At 44.3% G+C, this 21,796-nt stretch carries 17 protein-coding genes; 4 read left to right on the top strand and 13 right to left on the bottom strand.

Annotated features, from left to right (window positions below):
* Positions 1-9: 9 nt before the first annotated feature.
* Complete coding sequence (exaC, locus tag GPUN_RS08480) at positions 10-1,530, bottom strand: acetaldehyde dehydrogenase ExaC (RefSeq protein WP_006005604.1); 1,521 nt, start codon at positions 1,528-1,530, stop codon at positions 10-12.
* 62 nt (positions 1,531-1,592) lie between these two features.
* On the bottom strand, positions 1,593-2,843 hold the full coding sequence (locus GPUN_RS08475) for a sterol desaturase family protein (protein ID WP_006005602.1): 1,251 nt from the start codon (positions 2,841-2,843) through the stop codon (positions 1,593-1,595).
* Positions 2,844-3,228: 385 nt separating this feature from the next.
* Between GPUN_RS08475 and GPUN_RS08470 the strand changes: the two genes are divergently transcribed.
* Positions 3,229-4,746 (top strand): alkaline phosphatase family protein, encoded by a 1,518-nt coding sequence (locus tag GPUN_RS08470; RefSeq protein ID WP_006005600.1) that lies wholly within the window; start codon positions 3,229-3,231, stop codon positions 4,744-4,746.
* A gap of 91 nt (positions 4,747-4,837) precedes the next feature.
* Here GPUN_RS08470 and GPUN_RS08465 read toward each other — a convergent pair whose 3' ends face one another.
* From GPUN_RS08465 to GPUN_RS08455, 3 genes are all read right to left on the bottom strand, one after another.
* Positions 4,838-9,124: a DEAD/DEAH box helicase gene (locus GPUN_RS08465; protein WP_006005599.1), complete on the bottom strand. Its 4,287-nt coding sequence runs from the start codon at positions 9,122-9,124 to the stop codon at positions 4,838-4,840.
* 109 nt (positions 9,125-9,233) lie between these two features.
* Positions 9,234-12,341, bottom strand: a complete 3,108-nt coding sequence (locus tag GPUN_RS08460; protein WP_006005598.1) for an efflux RND transporter permease subunit — start codon at positions 12,339-12,341, stop codon at positions 9,234-9,236.
* Between the two features lie 22 nt (positions 12,342-12,363).
* Positions 12,364-13,356, bottom strand: coding sequence for an efflux RND transporter periplasmic adaptor subunit (locus GPUN_RS08455; RefSeq protein ID WP_006005594.1), 993 nt, complete (start codon positions 13,354-13,356; stop codon positions 12,364-12,366).
* On the opposite strand from GPUN_RS08455, the gene GPUN_RS14645 reads away from it, so the two are divergent.
* The 3 genes from GPUN_RS14645 to GPUN_RS14735 all read left to right on the top strand — a co-directional run bounded on the left by GPUN_RS14645 (position 13,355) and on the right by GPUN_RS14735 (position 14,551).
* Positions 13,355-13,528: a hypothetical protein gene (locus tag GPUN_RS14645; protein WP_006005592.1), complete on the top strand. Its 174-nt coding sequence runs from the start codon at positions 13,355-13,357 to the stop codon at positions 13,526-13,528. The genes GPUN_RS08455 and GPUN_RS14645 overlap by 2 nt on opposite strands.
* A gap of 245 nt (positions 13,529-13,773) precedes the next feature.
* On the top strand, positions 13,774-14,400 hold the full coding sequence (locus GPUN_RS08450) for a TetR family transcriptional regulator (protein ID WP_006005590.1): 627 nt from the start codon (positions 13,774-13,776) through the stop codon (positions 14,398-14,400).
* Between the two features lie 16 nt (positions 14,401-14,416).
* The gene (locus tag GPUN_RS14735) at positions 14,417-14,551 is read left to right on the top strand and encodes a hypothetical protein (RefSeq protein ID WP_006005589.1); all 135 of its coding nucleotides are present in this window, start codon (positions 14,417-14,419) and stop codon (positions 14,549-14,551) included.
* A 223-nt stretch (positions 14,552-14,774) separates the two neighbouring features.
* On the opposite strand, the gene GPUN_RS08445 is transcribed toward GPUN_RS14735, so the two are convergent.
* The 8 genes from GPUN_RS08445 to GPUN_RS08415 form a co-directional block, all read right to left on the bottom strand.
* Positions 14,775-15,182, bottom strand: coding sequence for a DUF6746 family protein (locus GPUN_RS08445; protein ID WP_006005587.1), 408 nt, complete (start codon positions 15,180-15,182; stop codon positions 14,775-14,777).
* Positions 15,183-15,771: 589 nt separating this feature from the next.
* Positions 15,772-16,218: a hypothetical protein gene (locus GPUN_RS13715; RefSeq protein WP_006005582.1), complete on the bottom strand. Its 447-nt coding sequence runs from the start codon at positions 16,216-16,218 to the stop codon at positions 15,772-15,774.
* Positions 16,219-16,294: 76 nt separating this feature from the next.
* A complete protein-coding gene (locus GPUN_RS13965) occupies positions 16,295-16,492 on the bottom strand; it encodes a type II toxin-antitoxin system ParD family antitoxin (RefSeq protein ID WP_081483933.1) in 198 nt (65 codons plus the stop codon).
* A 72-nt stretch (positions 16,493-16,564) separates the two neighbouring features.
* Complete coding sequence (locus tag GPUN_RS08435; protein WP_006005578.1) at positions 16,565-17,992, bottom strand: class II fumarate hydratase; 1,428 nt, start codon at positions 17,990-17,992, stop codon at positions 16,565-16,567.
* 89 nt (positions 17,993-18,081) lie between these two features.
* On the bottom strand, positions 18,082-18,912 hold the full coding sequence (locus GPUN_RS08430; RefSeq protein ID WP_006005577.1) for a HugZ family pyridoxamine 5'-phosphate oxidase: 831 nt from the start codon (positions 18,910-18,912) through the stop codon (positions 18,082-18,084).
* 71 nt (positions 18,913-18,983) lie between these two features.
* Positions 18,984-19,763 carry an ABC transporter ATP-binding protein gene (locus tag GPUN_RS08425; RefSeq protein WP_006005575.1) on the bottom strand — a complete coding sequence of 260 codons (780 nt, stop codon included), beginning with the start codon at positions 19,761-19,763 and terminating at the stop codon, positions 18,984-18,986.
* Positions 19,756-20,820: a FecCD family ABC transporter permease gene (locus GPUN_RS08420; RefSeq protein ID WP_006005573.1), complete on the bottom strand. Its 1,065-nt coding sequence runs from the start codon at positions 20,818-20,820 to the stop codon at positions 19,756-19,758. The genes GPUN_RS08425 and GPUN_RS08420 overlap by 8 nt, the downstream gene beginning before the upstream one ends.
* A 63-nt stretch (positions 20,821-20,883) precedes the next feature.
* The gene (locus GPUN_RS08415; RefSeq protein WP_006005571.1) at positions 20,884-21,756 is read right to left on the bottom strand and encodes a heme/hemin ABC transporter substrate-binding protein; all 873 of its coding nucleotides are present in this window, start codon (positions 21,754-21,756) and stop codon (positions 20,884-20,886) included.
* Between the last annotated feature and the right edge of the window lie 40 nt (positions 21,757-21,796).

The following is a 21,796-nucleotide window of genomic DNA, read 5'->3' as shown; positions in this document are numbered from 1 at the left end:
TCTGAATGCTTAGAAAAAGCCCATTGGATTGATATCGTAACTAACCAATAAGTTTTTCGTCTGCTGATAATGGTCTAGCATCATCTTGTGGTTTTCGCGGCCAATACCGGATTTTTTGTAGCCACCAAATGCAGCATGTGCCGGATATAAATGATAGCAGTTTGTCCATACGCGACCCGCTTGGATTTTACGGCCAACTCTATAAGAGCGATTCATGTCACGTGTCCATAAGCCGGCGCCTAAACCAAACTGACTATCGTTAGCAATTGCCAATGCTTCTTCTTCGGTTTTAAACGTAGTAACTGCTATAACCGGTCCAAAAATCTCTTCTTGGAAAACACGCATTGAGTTTTCGCCCTTAAGGATCGTAGGCTGAATGTAATACCCTGAGTCTAGGTCATCATTGATTAAGTGCTTTTCACCTCCAATAACCACTTCGGCTCCCTCTTTTTTACCAATATCAATGTATGACAAAACTTTTTCATATTGTTGACTAGATGCCTGTGCGCCAACCATGGTTTCAATATCAAGTGGATTACCACGCACAATCGCTTTAGTTTTGGCTATCACGCGTTCCATAAACGCATCATAAATGCTTTCTTGAACGAGGGCGCGTGACGGACAGGTACACACTTCACCTTGGTTAAAATACCCTAGAACAAAGCCTTCAGCACATTTATCAATAAAGGCATCTTCTTGACTCATAATGTCTTCAAAGAAAATATTCGGTGATTTACCGCCAAGCTCAACCGTTGAGGGGATTAAGTTTTCTGCTGCACATTTTAGAATATGCTCACCGACAGGGGTTGATCCTGTAAAGGCAATTTTGGCAATACGTGTAGAGGTTGCTAGTGCTTCACCGGCTTCTTTGCCAAAGCCATTAACGACGTTAAGCACACCTGGCGGCAACAAATCTTCGATTAGCTCAAGCATTATCAAAATGCTGACTGGCGTTTGCTCAGCGGGCTTCAATACCACACAGTTACCTGCAGCCAGTGCCGGCGCTAATTTCCAAGCCGCCATTAATAATGGGAAGTTCCAAGGAATAATTTGACCCACTACTCCCAGTGGCTCCTGAAAGTGATAAGCAACGGTAAGCGCATCTATTTCAGACATGGAGCCTTCTTGCGCACGGATACAGCCCGCAAAATAACGAAAGTGATCAACGAACAATGGTACGTCGGCATTTAAGGTTTCGCGCACGGCTTTACCATTATCCCAAGTTTCTGCAACGGCAAGCATTTCAAGATTGGCTTCAACCCGATCGGCAATCTTCAGCAGCATATTTGAACGCTCGGTCACTGATGTTCTGCCCCAGCTGTCGCAAGCAGCATGGGCGGCATCTAGTGCTAATTCTATGTCATGTGCGGTCGAGCGGGGAATTTCGCAAATATCACTGCCATTAACGGGCGATGTGTTGGTGAAATACTGGCCTTTAACAGGGGCGACCCATTTTCCGCCAATAAAATTAGCATACTTGGCTTTAAACGTTAATAAAGAGCCTTCACTCCCTGGATTTGCATATATCATAATTACCTCGCTTGTATGATTGAGTATAAGTCTGTAATAGTGTGTAAGCTAACAATAAGTGTTTATTTGAATACATCTTTTGGCGCTAGGTTTGAATGAACCTGTGCCTTTGGTAGGGGTTGAATTCGGATAAGCAGCACAAGGCACAATAAAGCAAATATACCCGCTATTGCAAATCCAACTTGCATCGCCGTAGGCAAAGTAATCAAATAGACCAAGCCAACAAGGCTTATATTTTTCGCTGCTTCTAATAAGGTACAGTAGGCTTTTCCGTCTAAGAATGCGCCTAGGCTGTAACTACTAAATACAATAAAACTAATTATAGTAAGCTGTTCCCAAAATACCAAAGCGTCGCCAGACAGCAATACAATTAAGCCAAGACCGACAATTATCGTGTACTGTAATATTGCGTAAAGTTTGGCCCTTAAACTTAGTGCAAAGTCATACTTTTTGAATTTGCTAAGATCTGTTTTTGCTAAGGGGTATTTGGCGTCTACATCGGCCGGTCTCCAGCCTGTTTTACGAAACCAGATGCTAATTTTATCTTGCCAGCGCTGCGCTCTGTAAGCGTCTCGGGTAAGCTGGGTATATACTTGCATATTTACCCACAGGGGGTTGAAGCTCTGTAGCGCTTTTCTAACGCCATAAATGGGCTTTTCATCATCAAGCTCTGCTTGGAAAGTGTTAAAAATGCGATCCCAAATAATGAAAACGCCGCCGTAGTTACGATCTAAGTAAATCTCATTTTGAGCGTGATGTACTCGATGGTTACTGGGCGTTACAAAGTAATTTTCGTACCAGCCGAGCTTGGGGATGTGGCGCGTATGCACCCAAAATTGGTAGATTAAGTTTAGTGAGCCCACACTTATTAATATTACCGGGTCTACACCAATGACGGCTAAGGGTAAATAAAATACCCAGCTTAAAATACTGCCGCTGGTTTGGCGCAGGGCCGTGGTTAAATTATATTCTTCGCTAGAATGGTGAACAACATGGGCAGCCCACAGCACATTAACTTCATGGCCTAAACGATGATTCCAATAATACAAAAAGTCGTAAGCGATAAATGCGAATACCCACACCCACCAATGATTTGGGAGCGTAAATACTTGAATATACTCAAACACCATGAGGTAAAGCGTGAAGGGAATAAATGCTTTAAGCAGGCCCGTCATTTGACTTAAAACACCAGAGCTTAAGCTATTGATCGCGTCGTTAACGCGGTAATAATCTGTTTTTAGCCATTTTTCAGCGACTAACTCAATGGTGATGAGTAAGAAGAAAATAGGAATAGCATATAGTATAAAATTCATGGGTTTCGCAAACTACTTACTTATTTACGTGAAATTAACCTTAGATTAACAAACATAATCCGTTTGGTCTAAGTATTAAATTAGCTAAATATTATTATCTTCGCCCGCTGCATCTAATCTTGGTAAATAGTTAAGCACACATAGTCGGCTTAAGGTAGCCAAACAAAGGCCAAATAAAAGATCAAACAAAAGACTAGACTATGAAGGCTTAGTAATGTCTTAAGCTGAAATGTAACATGGTCCAATGAAACGCAGCTATAATACTTCGTCTCCTTGCTCCAGCCCAAGAAAAGTATCGAGAGGCAGTAGCGTGTTGCCTTGATGAAAATAGTGGTCTATTCTTTAACGGTCGAAAATTAATAGAAGTTTAAGGTATTGCAAGCTTATGTCGAAAATGAAGCGTAGTTTCTGGCTGATAATTACAGGATCTTTACTGGGTGTATTAGCTGGCTGTACGCACAGTGACCCAACGTTGGCCGCCACACCAAAAAGCACCTTTGAAACGAAAGCCGCACCGCCCTTATTGCTTATTTCAATTGACGGCCTTCGCCATGACTATTTAGAAAAAACCGAACTGCCAAACCTTACACGGCTAGCCAATGGCGGTTTACGTGCTGACTCTTTACAGCACGTTTTCCCCACCAAAACCTTCGTAACACACTATTCATTGGTCACAGGCCTTCACGCCGATGGCACCGGTGTAGTGTCTAACAACATGTGGGATCCTGAGCGTAAAACACGATTTTCGCTGCGCAACGCAGACGCCGTAAGCGATGGTCGTTGGTATGACGGCGAGCCAATTTGGAACACGCTGGAAAAGACAGGCAAGCAGGCGGCTACCTATTTTTGGCCCGGTTCTGAGGCTGACATAGGCGGTATGCGGCCAACAATTTGGATGCCTTATGACGGTGATGCTTCGTATAATGAAAGAGTTGAGCAGGTATTGGCATGGCTCGATTTACCCGGTGAAGAACGACCAGAGTTTATTACCCTCTATTTTTCTGCGGTTGACAGTGCGGGCCATGAACACGGTCCCGATCATCCCGAAGTAATTTCTGCTTTAAAGGAAGTAGACACAGCGCTGGGCCTGCTAATTGAAGGCATCGAACAGCGCAGCTTGCTCAATAGCATGCATATACTAATAACGTCTGACCATGGCATGGAGACCGTTAATAAGAACCGTTACGTGCTGCTAGACGAATTAATTGACGTGCGTAAAATTAATATTTCTGATTGGAGTCCGGTGGCACAAATTTGGGCTACCGACGATGGTCTAACGGTAGATGAAATTTATACGGCGTTAAACAACGCGCATCCCAATCTGCAGGTTTATAAAAAAGCTGATGTGCCAGCACGCTACCACTTTAATAAGCATAAACGCATTGCTGATGTTATTGCAGAAGTCGATCTTGGCTGGATGATGTCGAGTAAAGCTCGATTCGACCTGATGAAGCCTGATTCATTGGGCGGTATGCACGGCTGGGACCCTGCATGGCACAGCATGCAAGGTATTTTTATCGCCCACGGGCCAGCCTTTGCGCCTGGGGCTCGCATGCCGGCGGTTCGCAGTATTGACCTGTATTCCTTAATGAGCGAACTAATGGACCTTGTGCCTGCCGTTAATGACGGTAGCCTTAGCGCGTTTGCGCCCGTTATTTATAATGCAGAACCCGCGGCAATTCGCAGCAGCAACTGGCGCTGTGACAATACCCGCCTAGTGCTGCGCGAAGGCCAAAGCCTTGCTAGTCTTGAGCACAATGGGCGAGTGTTCTCGCTACCCCTTACGCCGAGTGCTTCAGGTGTGCGCTATGAAGACACCAGCGTACTTTTTTGGTCTAAAGGCGACGAAACTCAAGTAGAAATTGACGGTGAAATACTCAGCAACTGCCATAATGTAAGTTAGTTAGGGCAAGGGTAAGTTACCTGCGCTTACTCTAAACGCGCCTTTATATTTAATATCGAATTTATTCATCTGACGAAAGGAATCTTTGCTTTTAAAACGTTTCTTTTAATAAATTCAGCATATCATCTACCGACAGTTTGGTAAGCGCTTCATTGCCCGACAGCAACTTATCCGCTAGGTCACGCTTGTGCTGGTGCAGTGCCACAATTTTTTCCTCAATCGTATTTTGAGTGATGAGCCTGTAAATAGTAACAGGACGTTTTTGCCCCATGCGGTGAGCCCTATCTGAAGCTTGGTTTTCTACCGCCGGGTTCCACCACGGATCCATATGGATAACATAGTCCGCAGCGGTTAAATTTAAACCTGAACCGCCCGCTTTTAAACTGATTAAAAACACATCACCTTCGCCATTTTGAAAAGCGTTTACATGCTTTTGCCGGTCTTTTTGTGGGGTAGAACCGTCTAAATACTGGTAGCTCAATCCTTTAGATTCAATATGCTGCTTTATCAGTTTTAAGTGCCCTACAAATTGGCTAAATATAAGCGCCTTGTGATTATTAAGTTTAAGCTCTGTGAGTAGTTCATCAAGTGCAGCTAGTTTTGCGCTGGGTATGTCGGTTTCAGCCATAACTAGTTTGGGATTACAGCAGGCCTGGCGAAGTTTGACTAACTCGGCCAGCATTCTTATTCGTTGTTCGCCGGGCTTGCTTGTTTGGCCACCTTGGCTAATATTGTCTATGGCATTCAGGCGCAGCGCTTCGTAAAAAGCCTGCTCTTTATCACTCATTTTAACGGGAATGTTAATTTCGGTGCGAGAAGGCAATTCTGTCAGTACCTGATTTTTCATACGGCGCAGCATAAATGGCTGAATAAGCGCCTTTAAACCTTGGCTAGCCTTGCGTGCTTCAAGCGGTTTTTCTTTTGCGTTTTCAATTGGCAGTGAAAACCGCGTGCCAAAGCGCTTAACATTGCCCAGTAAGCCGGGGTTGATAAAGCGAAAGAGGCTCCATAACTCGGTTAAATCATTCTCAATGGGCGTGCCGGTGGTAATCATTTTGAAGTCGCCTTTTAAGGCATATGCGGCTTTTGTGCGTTTGGCTAAGGGATTCTTAATGGCTTGGGCTTCATCAGCTATTATGGTGTGCCACTGCACTTCTTTGAGTATGTCACTTTCTCGCTGCAGCAGTCCGTAGCTTATTATCACGCAGTCAAATGGGCCAAGCTGGCTGAGTAATTCTTCACGTTGAAGCGTGGTGTTTGAATCAGCAAATAATCGGATATTTAAGGTGGGCGTAAACTTACACGCCTCTTGCTGCCAGTTAAAGCAAACAGAGGTGGGCGCAATCACTAAACTTGGCCCTTTGTTGGCGCGCGCTAGCAGAACCGCCAGCGCTTGAAGAGTTTTTCCTAAGCCCATGTCGTCGGCTAGACACGCACCTGCACCCCAATGCGCCAAGCGCGAGGCCCAGTCAAAGCCAACTAGCTGATAGTCGCGCAGCTGCGCTTGAAAAGTAGACGGGATTTTGGGCTTAATGGTGTTAGCTTCATGCATTTTTTTGCTTTGCTGATCCCATGCGTGAATGGTTTTCATGCGCATGCCGGCGGTTGCTTCCTCCATCTGCAGGCTGGCTAAAGGGTGAAATTTCCCGTTATCGGTAAGCTGGTTAATCTGTTCAAGCTTTTGGCGTAAATCGCTCGACAATGCAAGTACCTGCTGCGAATCAAGTTCAATAAAGCGCCCGTTACTGGTTTTTACCAGTTCAAGCAGTTTACGCAGGTCAATAACCATCTCATTGCTTACCTGCAGATCGCCGCTTATATCAAACCATTCGCTTTTTTTAGCCATTGAAAGCTGCAGATGAGAGCTGTCTAGCTTTTTTGAGAGGCTTATTTTTTTGCCTTTTGGCCAGCGCAACTGCAGCTCAAAGGTCTTGCCTAGGCTGGCCGCTTCTAATTCTTCTAAAGCACCTAGCGAGCTTTGTAGGTCATCTAGTAATAAAACGTTATCGGGCATATTTAAGAAGGCGGGGCAGGCCTGATCAAGCGCGTCCATTAGGCTTTCTTCGCGCAGCAGGTCGCGCTGGGTAGCAATGCGTTTGCCGTTTAATTCGGTGCTTAAGCTGGCACTGCCTGTCGCAGGTTTGAACGCCGGCCCGTCTTCGCCAAAGGGCATGACCACACAGGTAAACGCAAGGCCGCTTTGATTGGGTTGAATATTAACCACTAAATGTGGATCGCATGGGTGGGTTTCTAAGCCGGTGTCAAGCTCGCTAATATCTGATTGAATATTCAAAAATGGGGCAATAGCCGAAATACCGTCAAGTGCTTTTTGTTTAGCACTCATGGGTATAAGCAAGCCGCCTTCACCAATGATGTTTGCCACCTTAATGTGGTCGTTTGAAAACACCGTTAGTTGATATTGCGTGTCTGTAATTTGCTTAAAGTTATACGCAGGCTTGCCTTGGTAATTTTCATAGTCATCGATATCGTGCGACAAATCGGCAATGCTTAAGCAAAGCTGGTCGCCCTGCTGGCTAACCAAAAGCTCGGGTTCTTTTTGAATAATTTCAATGGGCAGGCTTAAATCGTCACTGGCATATAGGTTGTCTATACCCACCGCGGCCTTTAGCGCATATAAGCCTTGTAGTGAATATTCGGTTTTTGAATAATAGCCCCAGCCCTGATGTACGCTTATGGCTCTGCAAATTACTTTGTCGCTGTCGCTGAAGTAGTCAAATAAATCGACTTCTTTTTTCAAACGCTTTAATGAAATTATGCGGCCCTTACTCCAGCCATTTTTATTCAATTTCTGTTCGCGCGCCTGCAGGCCATTGCCGTAGCCTTTGGTCAGTTCCCAGATTAGGCGTACCGGTTTAGCTGGCGCCTCCTTTACTCTTGTCGAGCTGTTTTCTGTTTTTGGATTAAGCGCAATTAATGCATCTAAGGCTAAATCCCACTTTGATTTACTTTCAATGAGCGTTGTGAAGTCTACTAATCGCCCTATGCCAACAACTTTACTGTCGCTAAAACGTGCCCAAAGCTGCTCGCATATGTGCGCAAATAAAGGGTAATTAAGCTGCTCAAAATTATGCTTATACTGCAGTGCCATTTTTTTATGCTGAGCGTCTTTACTTTGATTACACCAAACCTGCGCGAGTAAATGATTAAGATAGCTAAGCTGATGAGAAAAGTAATCAGCGCTTTGCTCGATACACGCATATTTAATCGGTAGGTCGTATTCCCGCCCATTCATTAAGCACGCTATAGGTTTACCGATGCTCATGCCTAGGTGAGAGAAATCGCTGTTGACATTGCGATCGTTTTCCTCAAAATCAATTTGCGAAAGCGCCTTTGAAAAAAGGCTCGGATCGGTTCTATTTGCCTGCGTCATTAACGCTAGTTTGTAAAAATAACCAAGCAGTTCGTTCAGATATGGGTTTTTTCGTTTAGCCAGTTTGTTTTTAGCCGCTATTGCCTTTTCAAAATAATCCAGTGCCTGCTGGTTCTCTCCCTTCAAAAAGCAGTAAGCACCCTGTAGCTGAAAGCCATAGCTGCTTGCATCATCAAGGAGCGCAATGCGCTCAAAGTCTGCAAAGCGTAGTTGATACAAATATTGCTCGGCTAATAAATGATGGCAATCGGCGTTAAATGAGTCGCTAGTTTTATCAGGATGAGTGGCGCAAACCTGCTCTAATAACGATACAGGGTAGTCAAGGCGCTGGCCTTGTATTTGAAAGGTTCTGATAAGTGTGGCAAAGCTTTGATACTGCATTGTTTTAGGCAGTTGCAAAAAGCTGTCTAGCACAAAGGGCACAAACAACAGCTCTACTAGAATGAGATTGGTAGCGTGATCAATCTGCTGCGGGTTTTTATTAAACGCTAGGGCCGCGTTAAGCGCGTCGTTTTGTTTTAGAAAAAAAAGGTCGCGAATGTAGCGCTGTTCATTAGCTGTTTGATTGTGATGAATGTGGGCGTTTATCACTGGCGTAACATGCTCGCCCGCGTGTAAAACCTCTAACATTTTATCCGCTCCATTTAATTCAAGTAAACAGGGGAGTCTGTCAATTTCACTCATTAAGCGGTTGGTGAGTGTTCTATTTAGCTGTAAGCCCTCGTAGTCAGCGATTAATAGGCCAGTTTCACTCAAGCGGTCTTTGTCTGCTGCGGTTAGAATATAGTCTTTTTTTGACCCGGGTAAAAAGCCGGTATACACCAAGAAATCGGTGAGCTGGCGAAGCTTTGAAATACCAATATGCTTGTATATCACAGACAAAATGATCAAGAGACTCTGGTCTCGTTGATTCTGCTTTAAAAATATTTGGTACAAAGCCTCAATTTCTTGGCTAAGGTCTGGCTTTATTAAAGCAGCAAGCTTCATATAAGGGTTCTTTGTTCGGATTTTTTTCAATGAGCCGAAATTACCAAATATTGTGTGTGTTAACAATCATTGTGGCTCTTAATTAAAAAGATCTACATCTAAGATGCCCTTATTCTTGTTCCCTCGCTTTCTTTGAAAACACCTTTTCGACAAACACATAAAACATGGGAATAAAAAATATAGCGATGAAGGTGGCTGCAAACATGCCGCCCATTACCGTTATTCCTATCGCATTTTGGGATGCCGCGCCCGCTCCGCTTGAAATAGCCAGCGGTGTTACGCCTAAAATAAAGGCCATCGAGGTCATTAGAATAGGCCTAAAGCGCTGTTTAGCCGCAATAGATACTGACTCAATCAGCGGCGCACCTTGTTCGTAACGTTCTTTAGCAAACTCCACTATTAAAATAGAGTTTTTGGCAGCAAGCCCCACCGTAGTTAAAAACGCGACTTGTAAATATACGTCGTTGGGCAGCTTGAATACAAAAGCGGCTAGCACCGCGCCTAATATACCTAATGGCACCACCAATATTACCGCAAAGGGCACTGACCAGCTTTCATACAAAGCCGCTAGGCATAAAAATATGATTAAAATTGAAATAGCATAAAGCATAGGCGCTTGTGCACCTGCCTCTTTTTCTTCATAAGACAGCCCTGACCACTCTACCGCAAACCCGCCCTGCAGCTGACTAATGATGCTTTCGATTTCTGCAATCGCTTCCCCAGAAGAAACGCCTGGGGCTGGGTTACCCTGTATGTTTATGGAAGCAATACCATTAAAACGCTCAAGCTTGGGCGAGCCGAAAGACCACTGTGTGCTAGAAAAGGCGTTAAAGGCAACCATGTCGCCTTGCTTATTGCGCACATACCACTTGTCGAGGTCATCTGGGTTCATTCTATGCTGGGCATCGGCCTGCATGTAAACGCGTTTAATGCGCCCGTTATCTACAAAATCGTTTACGTAGCTAGAGCCCCATGCAATTTGCAATGCGCTATTAATCTCGCTTAAGGATACCCCGAGCGCTGAGGCTTTTTCGCTGTCTATATTTATTTTAAACTGCGGTACATCTGACAGTCCATTAGGACGCACACCTACAAGCTTTGGACTTTGTGCGGCCAATTCCAGCACTTGGTTACGCGCATTCATAAGAGCTTCATGGCCTAATCCCGATCTGTCGAGCAACTGCATGTCAAAGCCATTGGCGTTGCCTAACTCTCTTATTGGCGGGGGTAATATTGGAAACGCTTGGGCGTCTTGTATTTGTGAAAACGCACCATAGGCTTGGTCTCTTATGGCAAACGCGCTGGATGAATCGTCGCGTTCACTCCAGTCTTTTAACTGTACAAAACCTACTGCGGTATTTTGGGCTTGGCCTGCAAAACTAAAGCCTACCACGGAGAACATCCCCTCGGTGGCGTCGCTGTGGGTATCTAAAAAGAAGTCTTCTGCCTGCTCAACCGACTCTAGGGTGCGCTGCACGGTAGAACCAGGTGGCGTGGTGAGCAGCATTAACAGGCTGCCTTGGTCTTCGTTGGGCAAAAAAGCATTGGGCAAACGCATAAATATAATGACCATTACCGCTACTAGCACACCGTAAATAGCCATATAGCGTTTAACTCTTTGACTGATATGAGTAGCGGCTTTTTGATAGCCGTCGCGGCCTTTATTGAAATTACGATTAAACCAGCCAAAGAAGCCTTTGGTCTTGTCTTTTTCAGGGTCGTGCTTTTGTAGCAAGGTGGCGCACAAGGTAGGTGAAAGTATAATCGCCACTAATACTGAAAACACCATGGCCGACACAATCGTAATAGAAAACTGCCGATAAATAGCGCCTGCCGATCCGCTGAAAAATGCCATAGGGATAAATACGGTAGACAACACCACGGTTATTCCCACTAAAGCACTGGTAATTTGTTTCATCGATTTTATGGTCGCATCTTTGGGAGATAAACCTTCCTCTTCCATGATCCGCTCGACGTTTTCAACTACCACTATGGCATCGTCTACCAATAAGCCTATGGCCAGCACCATGGCAAACATAGTGAGTACGTTTATGCTAAAACCAAAAGCGAATAGCACCGCGAATGTGCCTAATAATACCACCGGCACCGCGATGGTTGGAATAAGCGTGGCGCGCCAGTTTTGCAAAAACAGCAGCATGACTAAAAACACTAGCACCACGGCTTCTATTAAAGTTTGCACGACCGACTTAATCGACAGCTCTATAAAGGGTGAGGAGTCTAGCGGGTAAACCACTTCTACACCGTCGGGAAGAGTGCTTCGCAGCTCATCTACTCGCGCTTTTACACGTTTTATTGTGTCTAGCGCGTTGGCCCCTGAGGCTAAACTCACCGCCATGCCTGAAGCAGGATTACGTTTATATCTTACCAGTACGTCGTACGATTCAGCGCCTAGCTCTACTCGCGCCACGTCACGCACACGCACCTGCGAACCGTCTGTATTCACTCGTAGCACGATGCTTTCAAAATCTTGCACCGTTTTTAAGCGCGACTGGGCCTGAATAGTGGCGTTAATTTGCTGACCTTGCACCGCCGGCATCCCGCCAAGCTGACCTGCCGAGACATCAGTATTTTGCACTTTAACCGCGTTTTGTACATCTACCGGGGTAAGATTAAAGCTGTATAATTTTGCAGGTTCAAGCCATATGCGCATAGAGCGCTGTGCGCCAAATACCCTGACGTTACCCACGCCGTCTACCCGTGAGACGGAATCTTTGAACTGAGATACTAGCAAATCACTTATATCATATTGGGTCACGTCTTCGTTGGTGGAGTACAAACCCACCACAAGTGCAAAGGTATCGTTTGATTTATTGACGCTAATACCTTGCTGCTGAACCTCTTGGGGCAGCAAAGAAATTATGCCCTGCACTTTGTTTTGTGTTTGCACCTGCGCAATGTCTATGTCGGTTCCTGGCGCAAATGTGAGGGTAATTAACATTGAGTTGTTGGCGCTGCTAGCCGAAAAGTAGCGTAAATTATCAATACCCGTTAAGCTTTGCTCTACCACCTGCGTGACCGAGTTTTGCACGGTCTCGGCCGAAGCACCCGGATAAAACGCGTTAATACTGACCGTAGGAGGCGCTACCTGCGGGTACTGCTCAATAGGCAAAGCGGTAATTGCTAAGATACCTGCAAGCATGGTAATGATTGCTAAAACCCATGCAAACACCGGACGTTGGATAAAAAAGTTAGCCATACAATATACTTCCTATTACTGATTAACGAGACGCGTTAGACGATTGCGCATTTATCCACGGCACTGTGTTCACCACCGCGCCGGGTTTTACTTTTTGATAACCCACCACAATAAGGGTTTGCCCTGCTTCAACGCCGTCATTTACCACGTAATTGCTATCAATAGTGCGAAGCGGCTCAATTTTGCGCATCTCAACAACTTGTTTATCATTCACAATATATACCGTGATCGAGCCGTCGGGCTGGCGAATAGTTGCGCGCTGGGGTACTAAAATGCCGTCAACTGTGCCGGTACTAATGCGGCCTTTAACAAACAGGCCCGGTAATAAAATACTGTCAGGATTTGGCACTATAGCGCGCAGCGTAATTGATCCGGTGCTTTCATCTACCATTACTTCTGAAAATTTCACTTCGCCTACATGTTTGTAAATACTACCTTTGGTTTCATCAACCACCACCGTTACTGGCAAAGAGGAATGTTTGCGCATTTCTTCGCGTAACTCTAATACTGCTCGGCCCGACTCCTGCATGTCAAGATACACCGGGTTTAGCTGGGTAATGGTGGCTAAAGGTTGGCTTTGGTTGGTGGTAACAAGGGCGCCCTCAGTTACGTAAGAGCGGCTAATTTGACCGTCGATAGGGGCATACACCTTGGTGTAGTCTACGTTTACTTTGGCAACGGCTATGTCGGCTTGGGCAACGCTAATAGCCGCTTGCGCTTGGGCAGTTTGCGCAATAACATCGTCGTATTCTTGCTGGCTAACGGCGTTACGCGATACTAAGTCTTTATACCGAGCTGACTTTGCTTTTATTGCTTTTAAATTCGCCTTTACGCTTTCTAAGTCAGCAAGAGCGCTGTTAAGACGCGCGGCAAAGCGAGCATCATCAATTTGATACAGCTGCTGTCCTTGTTTTACTTGCGCGCCTTCTTCAAACAGCCTTTTGGTAACAACGCCGTCTACTTGGGGACGAACCTGAGACTGCCTAAAGGGCGTTACTCTGCCTGGTAGCGTCATGCTAAATTCTACCGATTGGCTTGATAAAGTCATGACCGACACGGTGGCTGCTGGTACAGTGGAATTTGGCGTGGTGTTTGATGAGTCCTTACAAGCAGACACGGCAAGTAAAGTGGATAACAGTAAAAGACAAAAGCGTGTTAGTTTCATTCGTGCGGTACCCGTTAGGTAAAATTAAGCTGGACAAATACTGTTGCAAAGTATAGATTAAATATACATTCATGTATGTATGTTGTCAATCTAAGATTGTCGTTATGTCAGGTTTTTATAGTACTTTGGTTAAATAACGCCGCTTTTAAAAAGCTAACACAAACGGTTAATATTGAATCGAGGTTCAGCATGAACACGATGGAACCTGCAAAAAGCATCGCTTAATCCTAAAATATTTTATTCAATGAAGTATGGTGAAATCCAATAATGAGACGTACAAAAGCAGATTCAGAAATCACAAAACAAGCTATTTTAGACGCCGCAATTGAGGTGTTTGATGAATATGGCGTGGCCAAATCTTCGCTTGAAAAAATAGCCCAGCGTGCCAGTGTAACGCGCGGAGCCGTTTACTGGCATTTTGAGAACAAGCAGCAAATATTTGATGCGCTGCACGAGTGCCTGCATGCGCCTTTTATTCAAGCGATTCTTGAAGGGCTTACTCACGCTAGTAACGACCCCATTGGACAGCTTCAACACTTATGTGTTTCTTTGTTGGTCGATCTTCAGCGTGATGAGAAAAAAAGAAAGTTAGTGACTCTGTTTTTAATTAAATGTGACTATTCTGGCGAATTTGCTCACTCGCGGGAGCGCTACAATGAAGCTAAAAAACAAAAGGTAGCAGCTCTATCTCAATACTTTGAACGGGCAATTGAAAAAGGACAGCTTTCTTCAAGCGCCGATCCTAAAATGCTGACACTGGCGATAAGCGCTTTTCTACGCGGCATTGTTGAAGAGTATTTGGAAGCGCCCCACACTTATCCTATTGAAGAAAGAGCGCCCGCGCTAATGGCAATATTTTTTGGCAATGCTTATTTGCGGACGCCTTGTACATAAAACGAGCATTTCAGCAATGCCCGACAGCCGTTTTGCCTTTATTGTTTGCCAGCGCCTTGGGCCAATTCTTTTAGAAGCTCTCGGCGACTTGGTCGTTAATATTTTGGAAGTCAGTTATCAGCCTGAGCGTGAAGGCAACTATCATTTATAATCTACTAGTTTCAGAAAAACTTACAAAAAAGCACTAAAATTAACACTGCATTTTCAGCCAACACCCTAACTTTTTTAAGTTAGGGTGTTGGCTGCTTCTAGATTGTTTGTATACAAAATAAAAATCAGTTCTCGTATGATCCGAGTTTTCAATTAGCTTAGCTTTTGGTCACTTACCAAATCAGCGCACAGCCTGAGTGTCTGGGCCTTAAACAACACTTCAGCTATTCATTTGAATTCACTTTACACGCGTCATTATCAGAAAAAGCATCGGTAATGGCTAAATATAAATCAGCATGTCTTTTGATAATGGCTACTTGAAGTGTTTCAGACGCCAAGTGAACTTGTTCTAAATCGACTTTAGCTTCAAGTAAATCCTCAGACAGCTTGCCTATAGCATTTTCAAGCGTATAGGTAAGCTCGTGTACTTTTGTCATATCAGCAACGCTTATTTCGTCCTTTTGTATAATTTGCGCTAGTAGCTCGTTGTATCTAGAAATGTTGCACAAAGCAATAGCCATTGTGGGCGCTTTTAGACCAGGGAAATGATCATATTGGCGGTCATCTGATGCAAAACTTGCTGCACTAAGTGTTAAGCAAAATGCCGCGAAAATATTGACGATTGTTTTCATTTTATTTCCTTTAAAAATTATCAAATATGTGTTGTTAGGCTCTAAACGTTTTTAGTGCTCATAAAGTCAGATAGATGGTATTTAAACATTGGCCTACGAGGCTAATGTTTAATCTCTTTTTCAATTAGCCATAGTTGTTGGTTTGCTTGAGTTAAGCCCCAAATAACAGCAGCTTCACTGTTAAACCCATGTTCTACATAGTTTAGTTTTGACGATAAAATTAACACCAATTTACGCAAGCAATTAAGTCCTTCAAGAGTGTGATAGAGGCGTCATACTTGTAGTCTATATGCTTTGCTGCTGATATTAATGCCGTCGTAAATTTTCCTTAAATTATTATCTGCAAGATCTTAAGCAAAGCACCGCTCATGCAAGCGCTAATGGAACCTTGATCGACTTGAAGCGCTTCTACTCACAACTTTAGCAATAAACTTAATACCAAAATAACCAAGCACTACGATACTGAGCATGGCTAAATCAAACAAAAGATAGCATAAAAAAGATTCAAGCCATACTGGTTGGTAGGGTGATACATTCATCATAGCCTTCCTTTTTTCAATATAAGGTGGTTCGCTTGTGGCTCATTTTTTTACGCTGTTACGCTGTTACGCGTTTTGCAAATTTTTTTTGCGCGCCAAGCTTGGTCTAGGGGGGCTGGTTTCAGTTTATTTTCTGAGCCAGAGTTAGGCGCCGCCTGTTGTTTTTTGGGAGGTAAAAAATAGGCAGCTAGTGTATTAATCTTAGTCACAATTTGTTTGTACTGCTTAGTACCAACTAACTCAAAAATTATAGGCGTGAGCCGTTTTATCATCCTCAAGCAATGCCTGCGCCACTGTTGAGATAAAAGCGGATCGCACATGGTCTCTTCAAGCGTATTTATTATTCTAAAATATGTTTTCTTAGCTTCAGCAGCTGTTTTGCAGGTTTTTGCTGCTTGCATACCTAAGTTTACGTAGCAGTTAATAACACCAATTTGTTGATGAGCGCACTGCGTTCTTACTGCACGCTCGTAGCAATCGAGTTGATAGAGATACATGTTTACACCCTAATCTTAATGATAATAGTTATCATTAAGATTAGGGTGTATTTACTCTTTCGTCAAGCACATATTGTTAATTTTTAACATTTAACACAAAACAATTTAAGTGAGTCATTAGCTGTCTGCATGCGAGGGGTTTGACTTTTTGCTTCGTCAGCCAAATAAGCCGTAATGAATTCAGTTTAATTTGACGCTCCTCTAAGTGCCTTAAGGCGCGAAGCACCACCTCACTTGCTGAACCATAGGGACCTGTTACAATCTCACTTTTAATAAAGACATCTCAATGTTTGCCAAGACTTTGTGCCTATGTCGATGTATTACTAAATGTTTCGCTTGTTCACCTTTAAAGCCCTCCTGCTGTAAGCTTTAATGGATTAAGCAGTTCAAGTAGTTCCTGGCGCGAAAGATCGGTCATCTCTTGGGCTACATCAACCACAGGGCGATTCTCTTTATAGGCTTTTTTGGCAATTTCGGCTGCTTTAGCATAGCCAATTATGGGATTAAGCGCGGTCACTAAAATAGGGTTTCTATCGAGCGCTTCATTTAAATTATCTCGGTTCACGCTAAAGTCTAAAATAGCTTTGTCGGCTAGCATTAGCAGGCTATTGCTCATTAGCGAAATGCTCGACAGTAAATTATGCGCAATCATTGGCAGCATCACGTTCAGCTCAAAATTACCTGACTGTCCACCGATCGTTATTGCTGTATCGTTTCCGATTACCTGAGCACAGGCCATAGCGGACGCTTCTGGCACAACGGGGTTAACCTTACCCGGCATAATAGAGGAGCCAGGCTGTAGCACCGGCAGTGCTATTTCACCTAAACCGGCAAGTGGGCCCGAATTCATCCACCTAAGATCGTTGGATATTTTCATCAACGCAACGGCAATGGCTTTTAATACACCCGACACATTTACCGCGATGTCTTGCGAGCCTATTGCCGCAAAATAGTTTGGATTGGGTCTAAACAAAATGCCGGTTTGCTGACTTAAATTGTCACATAAGCGCTGAGCAAATTGCGGATGCGTATTAATACCGGTGCCAACCGCCGTGCCGCCAATCGCTAGCTGAAATAAGCTTGGCTGCAGTTGTTTAAGCATAGTGATTTGCTGTTTAAGCTGGGCTGACCAACCGCTGAGCATTTGTTCCATGGTAATAGGCATGGCGTCCATTAAATGCGTTCTGCCAGTTTTACATATACCTTCTAAAGAATTGGCTTTGCATTTTATGGTTTCTACCGTGTGTTCAAGCGCTGGCAGCAGTTGATGATGAATGGCTATGGCGGCGCTTACATGAATACAGCTAGGAATAACATCGTTGCTGCTCTGCCCAAAATTAACGTGATCGTTGGGATTTACCTTGCACGACAAGTTCTCATTTTGGTTAGCAAGCTGGCTTAATACTTCATTTGCATTCATATTGGTGCTGGTGCCAGATCCAGTTTGAAATACATCAACCGGAAAATGCTGCATTAAATCTGGCATTGCTAAGAGTTTGTTAGCGGCGCTGCTAATGGCGTCACCAATATCTTTGGGTATCAACTCTAAGTTTGCGTTGGTAAAAGCCGCACTTTGCTTAATGCGCAGTAAGGCGCGAATAAAGTGTTCAGGAAGCGTTAAATTGCTGACCGTAAAATTATTGATAGCACGCTGGGTTTGGGCCCCATATAGCGCGTTAATAGGGACTTCAAGTGGCCCCATGCTGTCTGATTCAATCCGCGTTTTATTACTGTGGTCTTCTGCATTATTTGTCGACTCATTGTTGGCGCTCATATCTTGATAATCCTATTACTTATACTAAGGGGTTTTAAGGAAATGCGGTGTATACTCAATTTTTGCCTTGTTGTGGGTGCCTTTGCATCCTAAACAACCTTAGTAGTTGGCGTCAATTGCTGAATGTTCTGTGCCTTATCCCCTGCTGAATCATCGCTTTGTATCTCAGGTGTACTGTCTGTTCTGGCGTGTTTAGTCAATATAACCATAGCATGACGTAGGCCATGATCTTTTGAGATTGGCTGACTAAAGGGAATAAAGCCCACATGCACGCTTTTATCTGCATTCGTTTCTTGGGCCGGGCAGGCGTAATGAAAACCGTGAGAAAAGCACGTTAGCATGGTCACACTGTCTTTGCTTATTGGCCGCTTTAGCTGCTTTGCAACAATCAGGGCGAGGGCATCGCCGTGATCTTCATGCATATGTTCAATAGCACCGGGCGCGCTGCTGGCTAAATCAAACATATGGCTTTGCCATTCGTCTTGACTAAACCAGTAAATTTCCCCAAAGCCGCCTATGTAGCGCACTCGCTGGGTGCTAATTATGTAAAAGCGAAAGTCGTGCGCTTCTACATAGGCTTTTGCTTGAGGAAAAACAGCCATATACTGCGCCTGTAATTCAGCGTTTACCGCGTCAACTTCGCTGGTACCTAAAATAGTAATACGCGCACTTGCTTGACTGTCGCTTTGCTGGTTATCATACACACACAAACTCACTTTATTGTGCTGCTTCATGTTACGCGAATGCTGAGCAATGTCTGAGGCATACACGATTAAATCGCCGCTTTGTGTCATTAAAAAAGGCATCACTGAGCCAAAAGGATAGCCTTGCATAGACAAACTATGGGTTGATAACACACCCGTATGCTGAGTGCGCATTAGCAAGGCGGCTTGGTGAATATGATAGCTTTTCTGACGCATGTTTTTATTCCTTTGGTTAGCGGGTTAAACAATAGACTCTCTCGGCGTGTTTATCAAATTTGCGTGAACTCTTATACGTGGTACATTTTATTTTCGTGTAAGGAATTCGCTTTATGTACAATTATCTGCCCGCTAGTATCAAAGCAATCATCTATATGTACTTTGGTAAATAGCTCGCTGCTGGCTCCTGTTGCTAGTACTTCGCCTAACCTAATATAGACTAAGTTAGTGGCTAAATTAGCCACGGCATTAATGTCATGATCTATAATAATAATGCAGCCACCCGCGCGCTGAAACGTTTTTAAGTGACCGTACAGCAGGCGTGTTTGTTTAATATCAAGCGCACTGGCGGGTTCATCTAGCAGCAAGCATTTATTATGCATGTTGTCGCTTTCATAGAGCTGTAGGTAAGCCCTTACAAATTCTATAAGTTGAAGTTCACCGCCAGAAAGCTGGGTTACATCGCGCATAAGTAGGTGCGTTACGTGAAACTGCTCACTAAGTTCAAGTACTATATTTTGCGACTGTTCGTCGGTTTCATTATATTGGAGCCGCGCAAGCTGTAAATATTCATAAACCAGCATACTAAAAAATCCCGCTTTTGCTTGGGCTATGTAGGCGCGTTTTTTACTCAGATCTTTAAGGAGGTGTTCATCTAAAGATAGGCCATCAAACTTTATTATGCCTTTATCCAAAGGATACTCACCGAGTAAACTCTTAAATAAAGTTGATTTGCCTGCACCGTTGGCGCCTAAAATAGCGGTAATGCTGTTACTCTCAAACACCAAGCTAACATCGTTTAGCAGGGTTTTTTGACCTGCCACTACAGTGACTGCAGATAAATTAAACATAGTTGAACTTCCTTTTTTCACGCACAATTAAGTAGAGAAAAAACGGCACACCCACCATAGAGGTTATAAGGCCAATCGGTATCTCGGCAGGAATAATAAGGGTGCGCGCGAGGGTGTCTGCTAAGGCCACTAATATCGCGCCAAACAATATGCTGGTGGGCAGCAATATGCGCAAATGTGCGCCAAATAACATTCGGCATATGTGCGGCACCACCAAGCCTACAAAGCCTACAATGCCTGTAAAACTTACGCAAACAGCCACAATAGCCGCCACTACCCACAGACTGGTAAGCTTAACCTTGCGTGTATTCACACCCTGATATTTAGCTTGTTTCTCGTTGCAGCTCATTAGCATAAGTGGGTGCCTAATTTGCCAAAAATAATACGCGCCTAGCACCACAGGAACAGTGGTAATACTTAGGCTAGTATAGTTAATGCCTGCATAGCTACCCATACTCCAAAAGGTTATTTGGCGCAGTGTGGCGTCATCTACTACGTATTGAATAAGGCCTAGCAGCGTCATTGCGCCTGCGTTAATTGCAACGCCTGCAAGTATTAATACCAGTGTATTCATGCCTTGTGCTGAATCGGCAATCTTTAGCAGTAGTATAAGCGAAAGAGTTGCGCCCACGAATGCGCTTAGCGGCACAAAATAGGTCATTGCTAAAGGAGGAAGCTGCACTACGCTCAACAGCGCTAGTGCAGCTCCTGCGCAAAGTGCTGCGCTTGATGATACGCCAATAAGTCCCGGGTCGGCCAATGGGTTTCGGCATATGGCTTGTAAAACTGCGCCACAAATAGCCAAGCCGGCGCCTGTTAGCATAGTCATTAAAATACGCGGAAGTCGAATGTCCCATAAAATAGTGTGCTGCAAAGGGCTGGCAGACCCGCTGCCTATCCACTGCCATATATTCACTTTAACCGCACCTGCGTTTAAAGCGATAAACGCCACGGCGAGTAAAACAGCGCAAAGCATCATTATGGTTGGCACATAGCCTTTTTGTTGAATGGCAATTTGCTTTTTGACTAACATTGAACTTGCGGTACGCGCTTTCATCAGCTTCTTTCACTTGTTTGCAGGTGCGTGGTAGTTATCATAGGTGTTTGCTTCTTTGCGCTTTTATGGTTCAACGATACTAGTGAACTGTGCTACTGCCTCAGGCAAACGCGGCGTAAGGCCTAAAAAGAGTAGGGCGTCTACAATGTGTAAATTACAGCCTTGCATAGACGCCCACTGCGCAAGCGCGGGCTGCTGACACATTTCTTGCGCGCTTAATCCGCCGGTGCGGTGGGCGGCAATAAGGACTTGAGTAGGCGCAATAGCCAAGAATGACTCAATAGACACGGGCTTAAAACCTTCAATATTGTCATAAGGATTACGCAGTCCGACAATGTCCATAATAAGATTAGGTACGGTATTGCGCCCTGCTGCCATAATGCCACGCTCACTTGCCGACATTAAAAACACGGCGCGCTGCTGATGGTGCGCGCTGAGCTTTTTAATTGTGCTTAATTGATTATTAACAGTGAGCACCAGCCTTTCAGCCTCTTCGCTTGCATTGGTATGCTCACCTATTTCGCGAATTTGCTTAATTAAACCTGTTACCGTGCGCGCTTGTTCAAACACATGCACCTTCACGCCAGCATTACGCAATTGCGCCAACACTTGTTCAGGACCCACGCCAAGGGCTGCATATAGATGAGTGGGGCGCATTGCTAAGACGCCTTCAACACTTAACTGGCGGTAGTAACCTATTTTCGGAAGTGTCGACACACTTTGCGGATACATGCTGCTAGTATCGGCGGCCACAATTTGCGGTTTCATGCCCAGCGCATATAAAATTTCAGTTACGCTGCCTCCGGCACTCACTATGCGCATATCCTTGCTAAGGGGCGTTTGAGACTGTGCTATTGGGCTTGCTATCGTAAACAAACTAAGCATTAACAATGAGACTAAAATCTGCGTAGTAAAAATTAATTTGCCGTTTTTCATTATGATTACCATTTTATCTATTGCTAATGATAATAATTAT

Source organism: Glaciecola punicea ACAM 611, assembly GCF_000252165.1.
Classification (GTDB): Bacteria; Pseudomonadota; Gammaproteobacteria; order Enterobacterales; family Alteromonadaceae; genus Glaciecola; species Glaciecola punicea.
The sequence above is the reverse complement of the archived record's forward strand: the minus strand, read 5'-3'. Positions and strand labels throughout refer to the sequence as shown.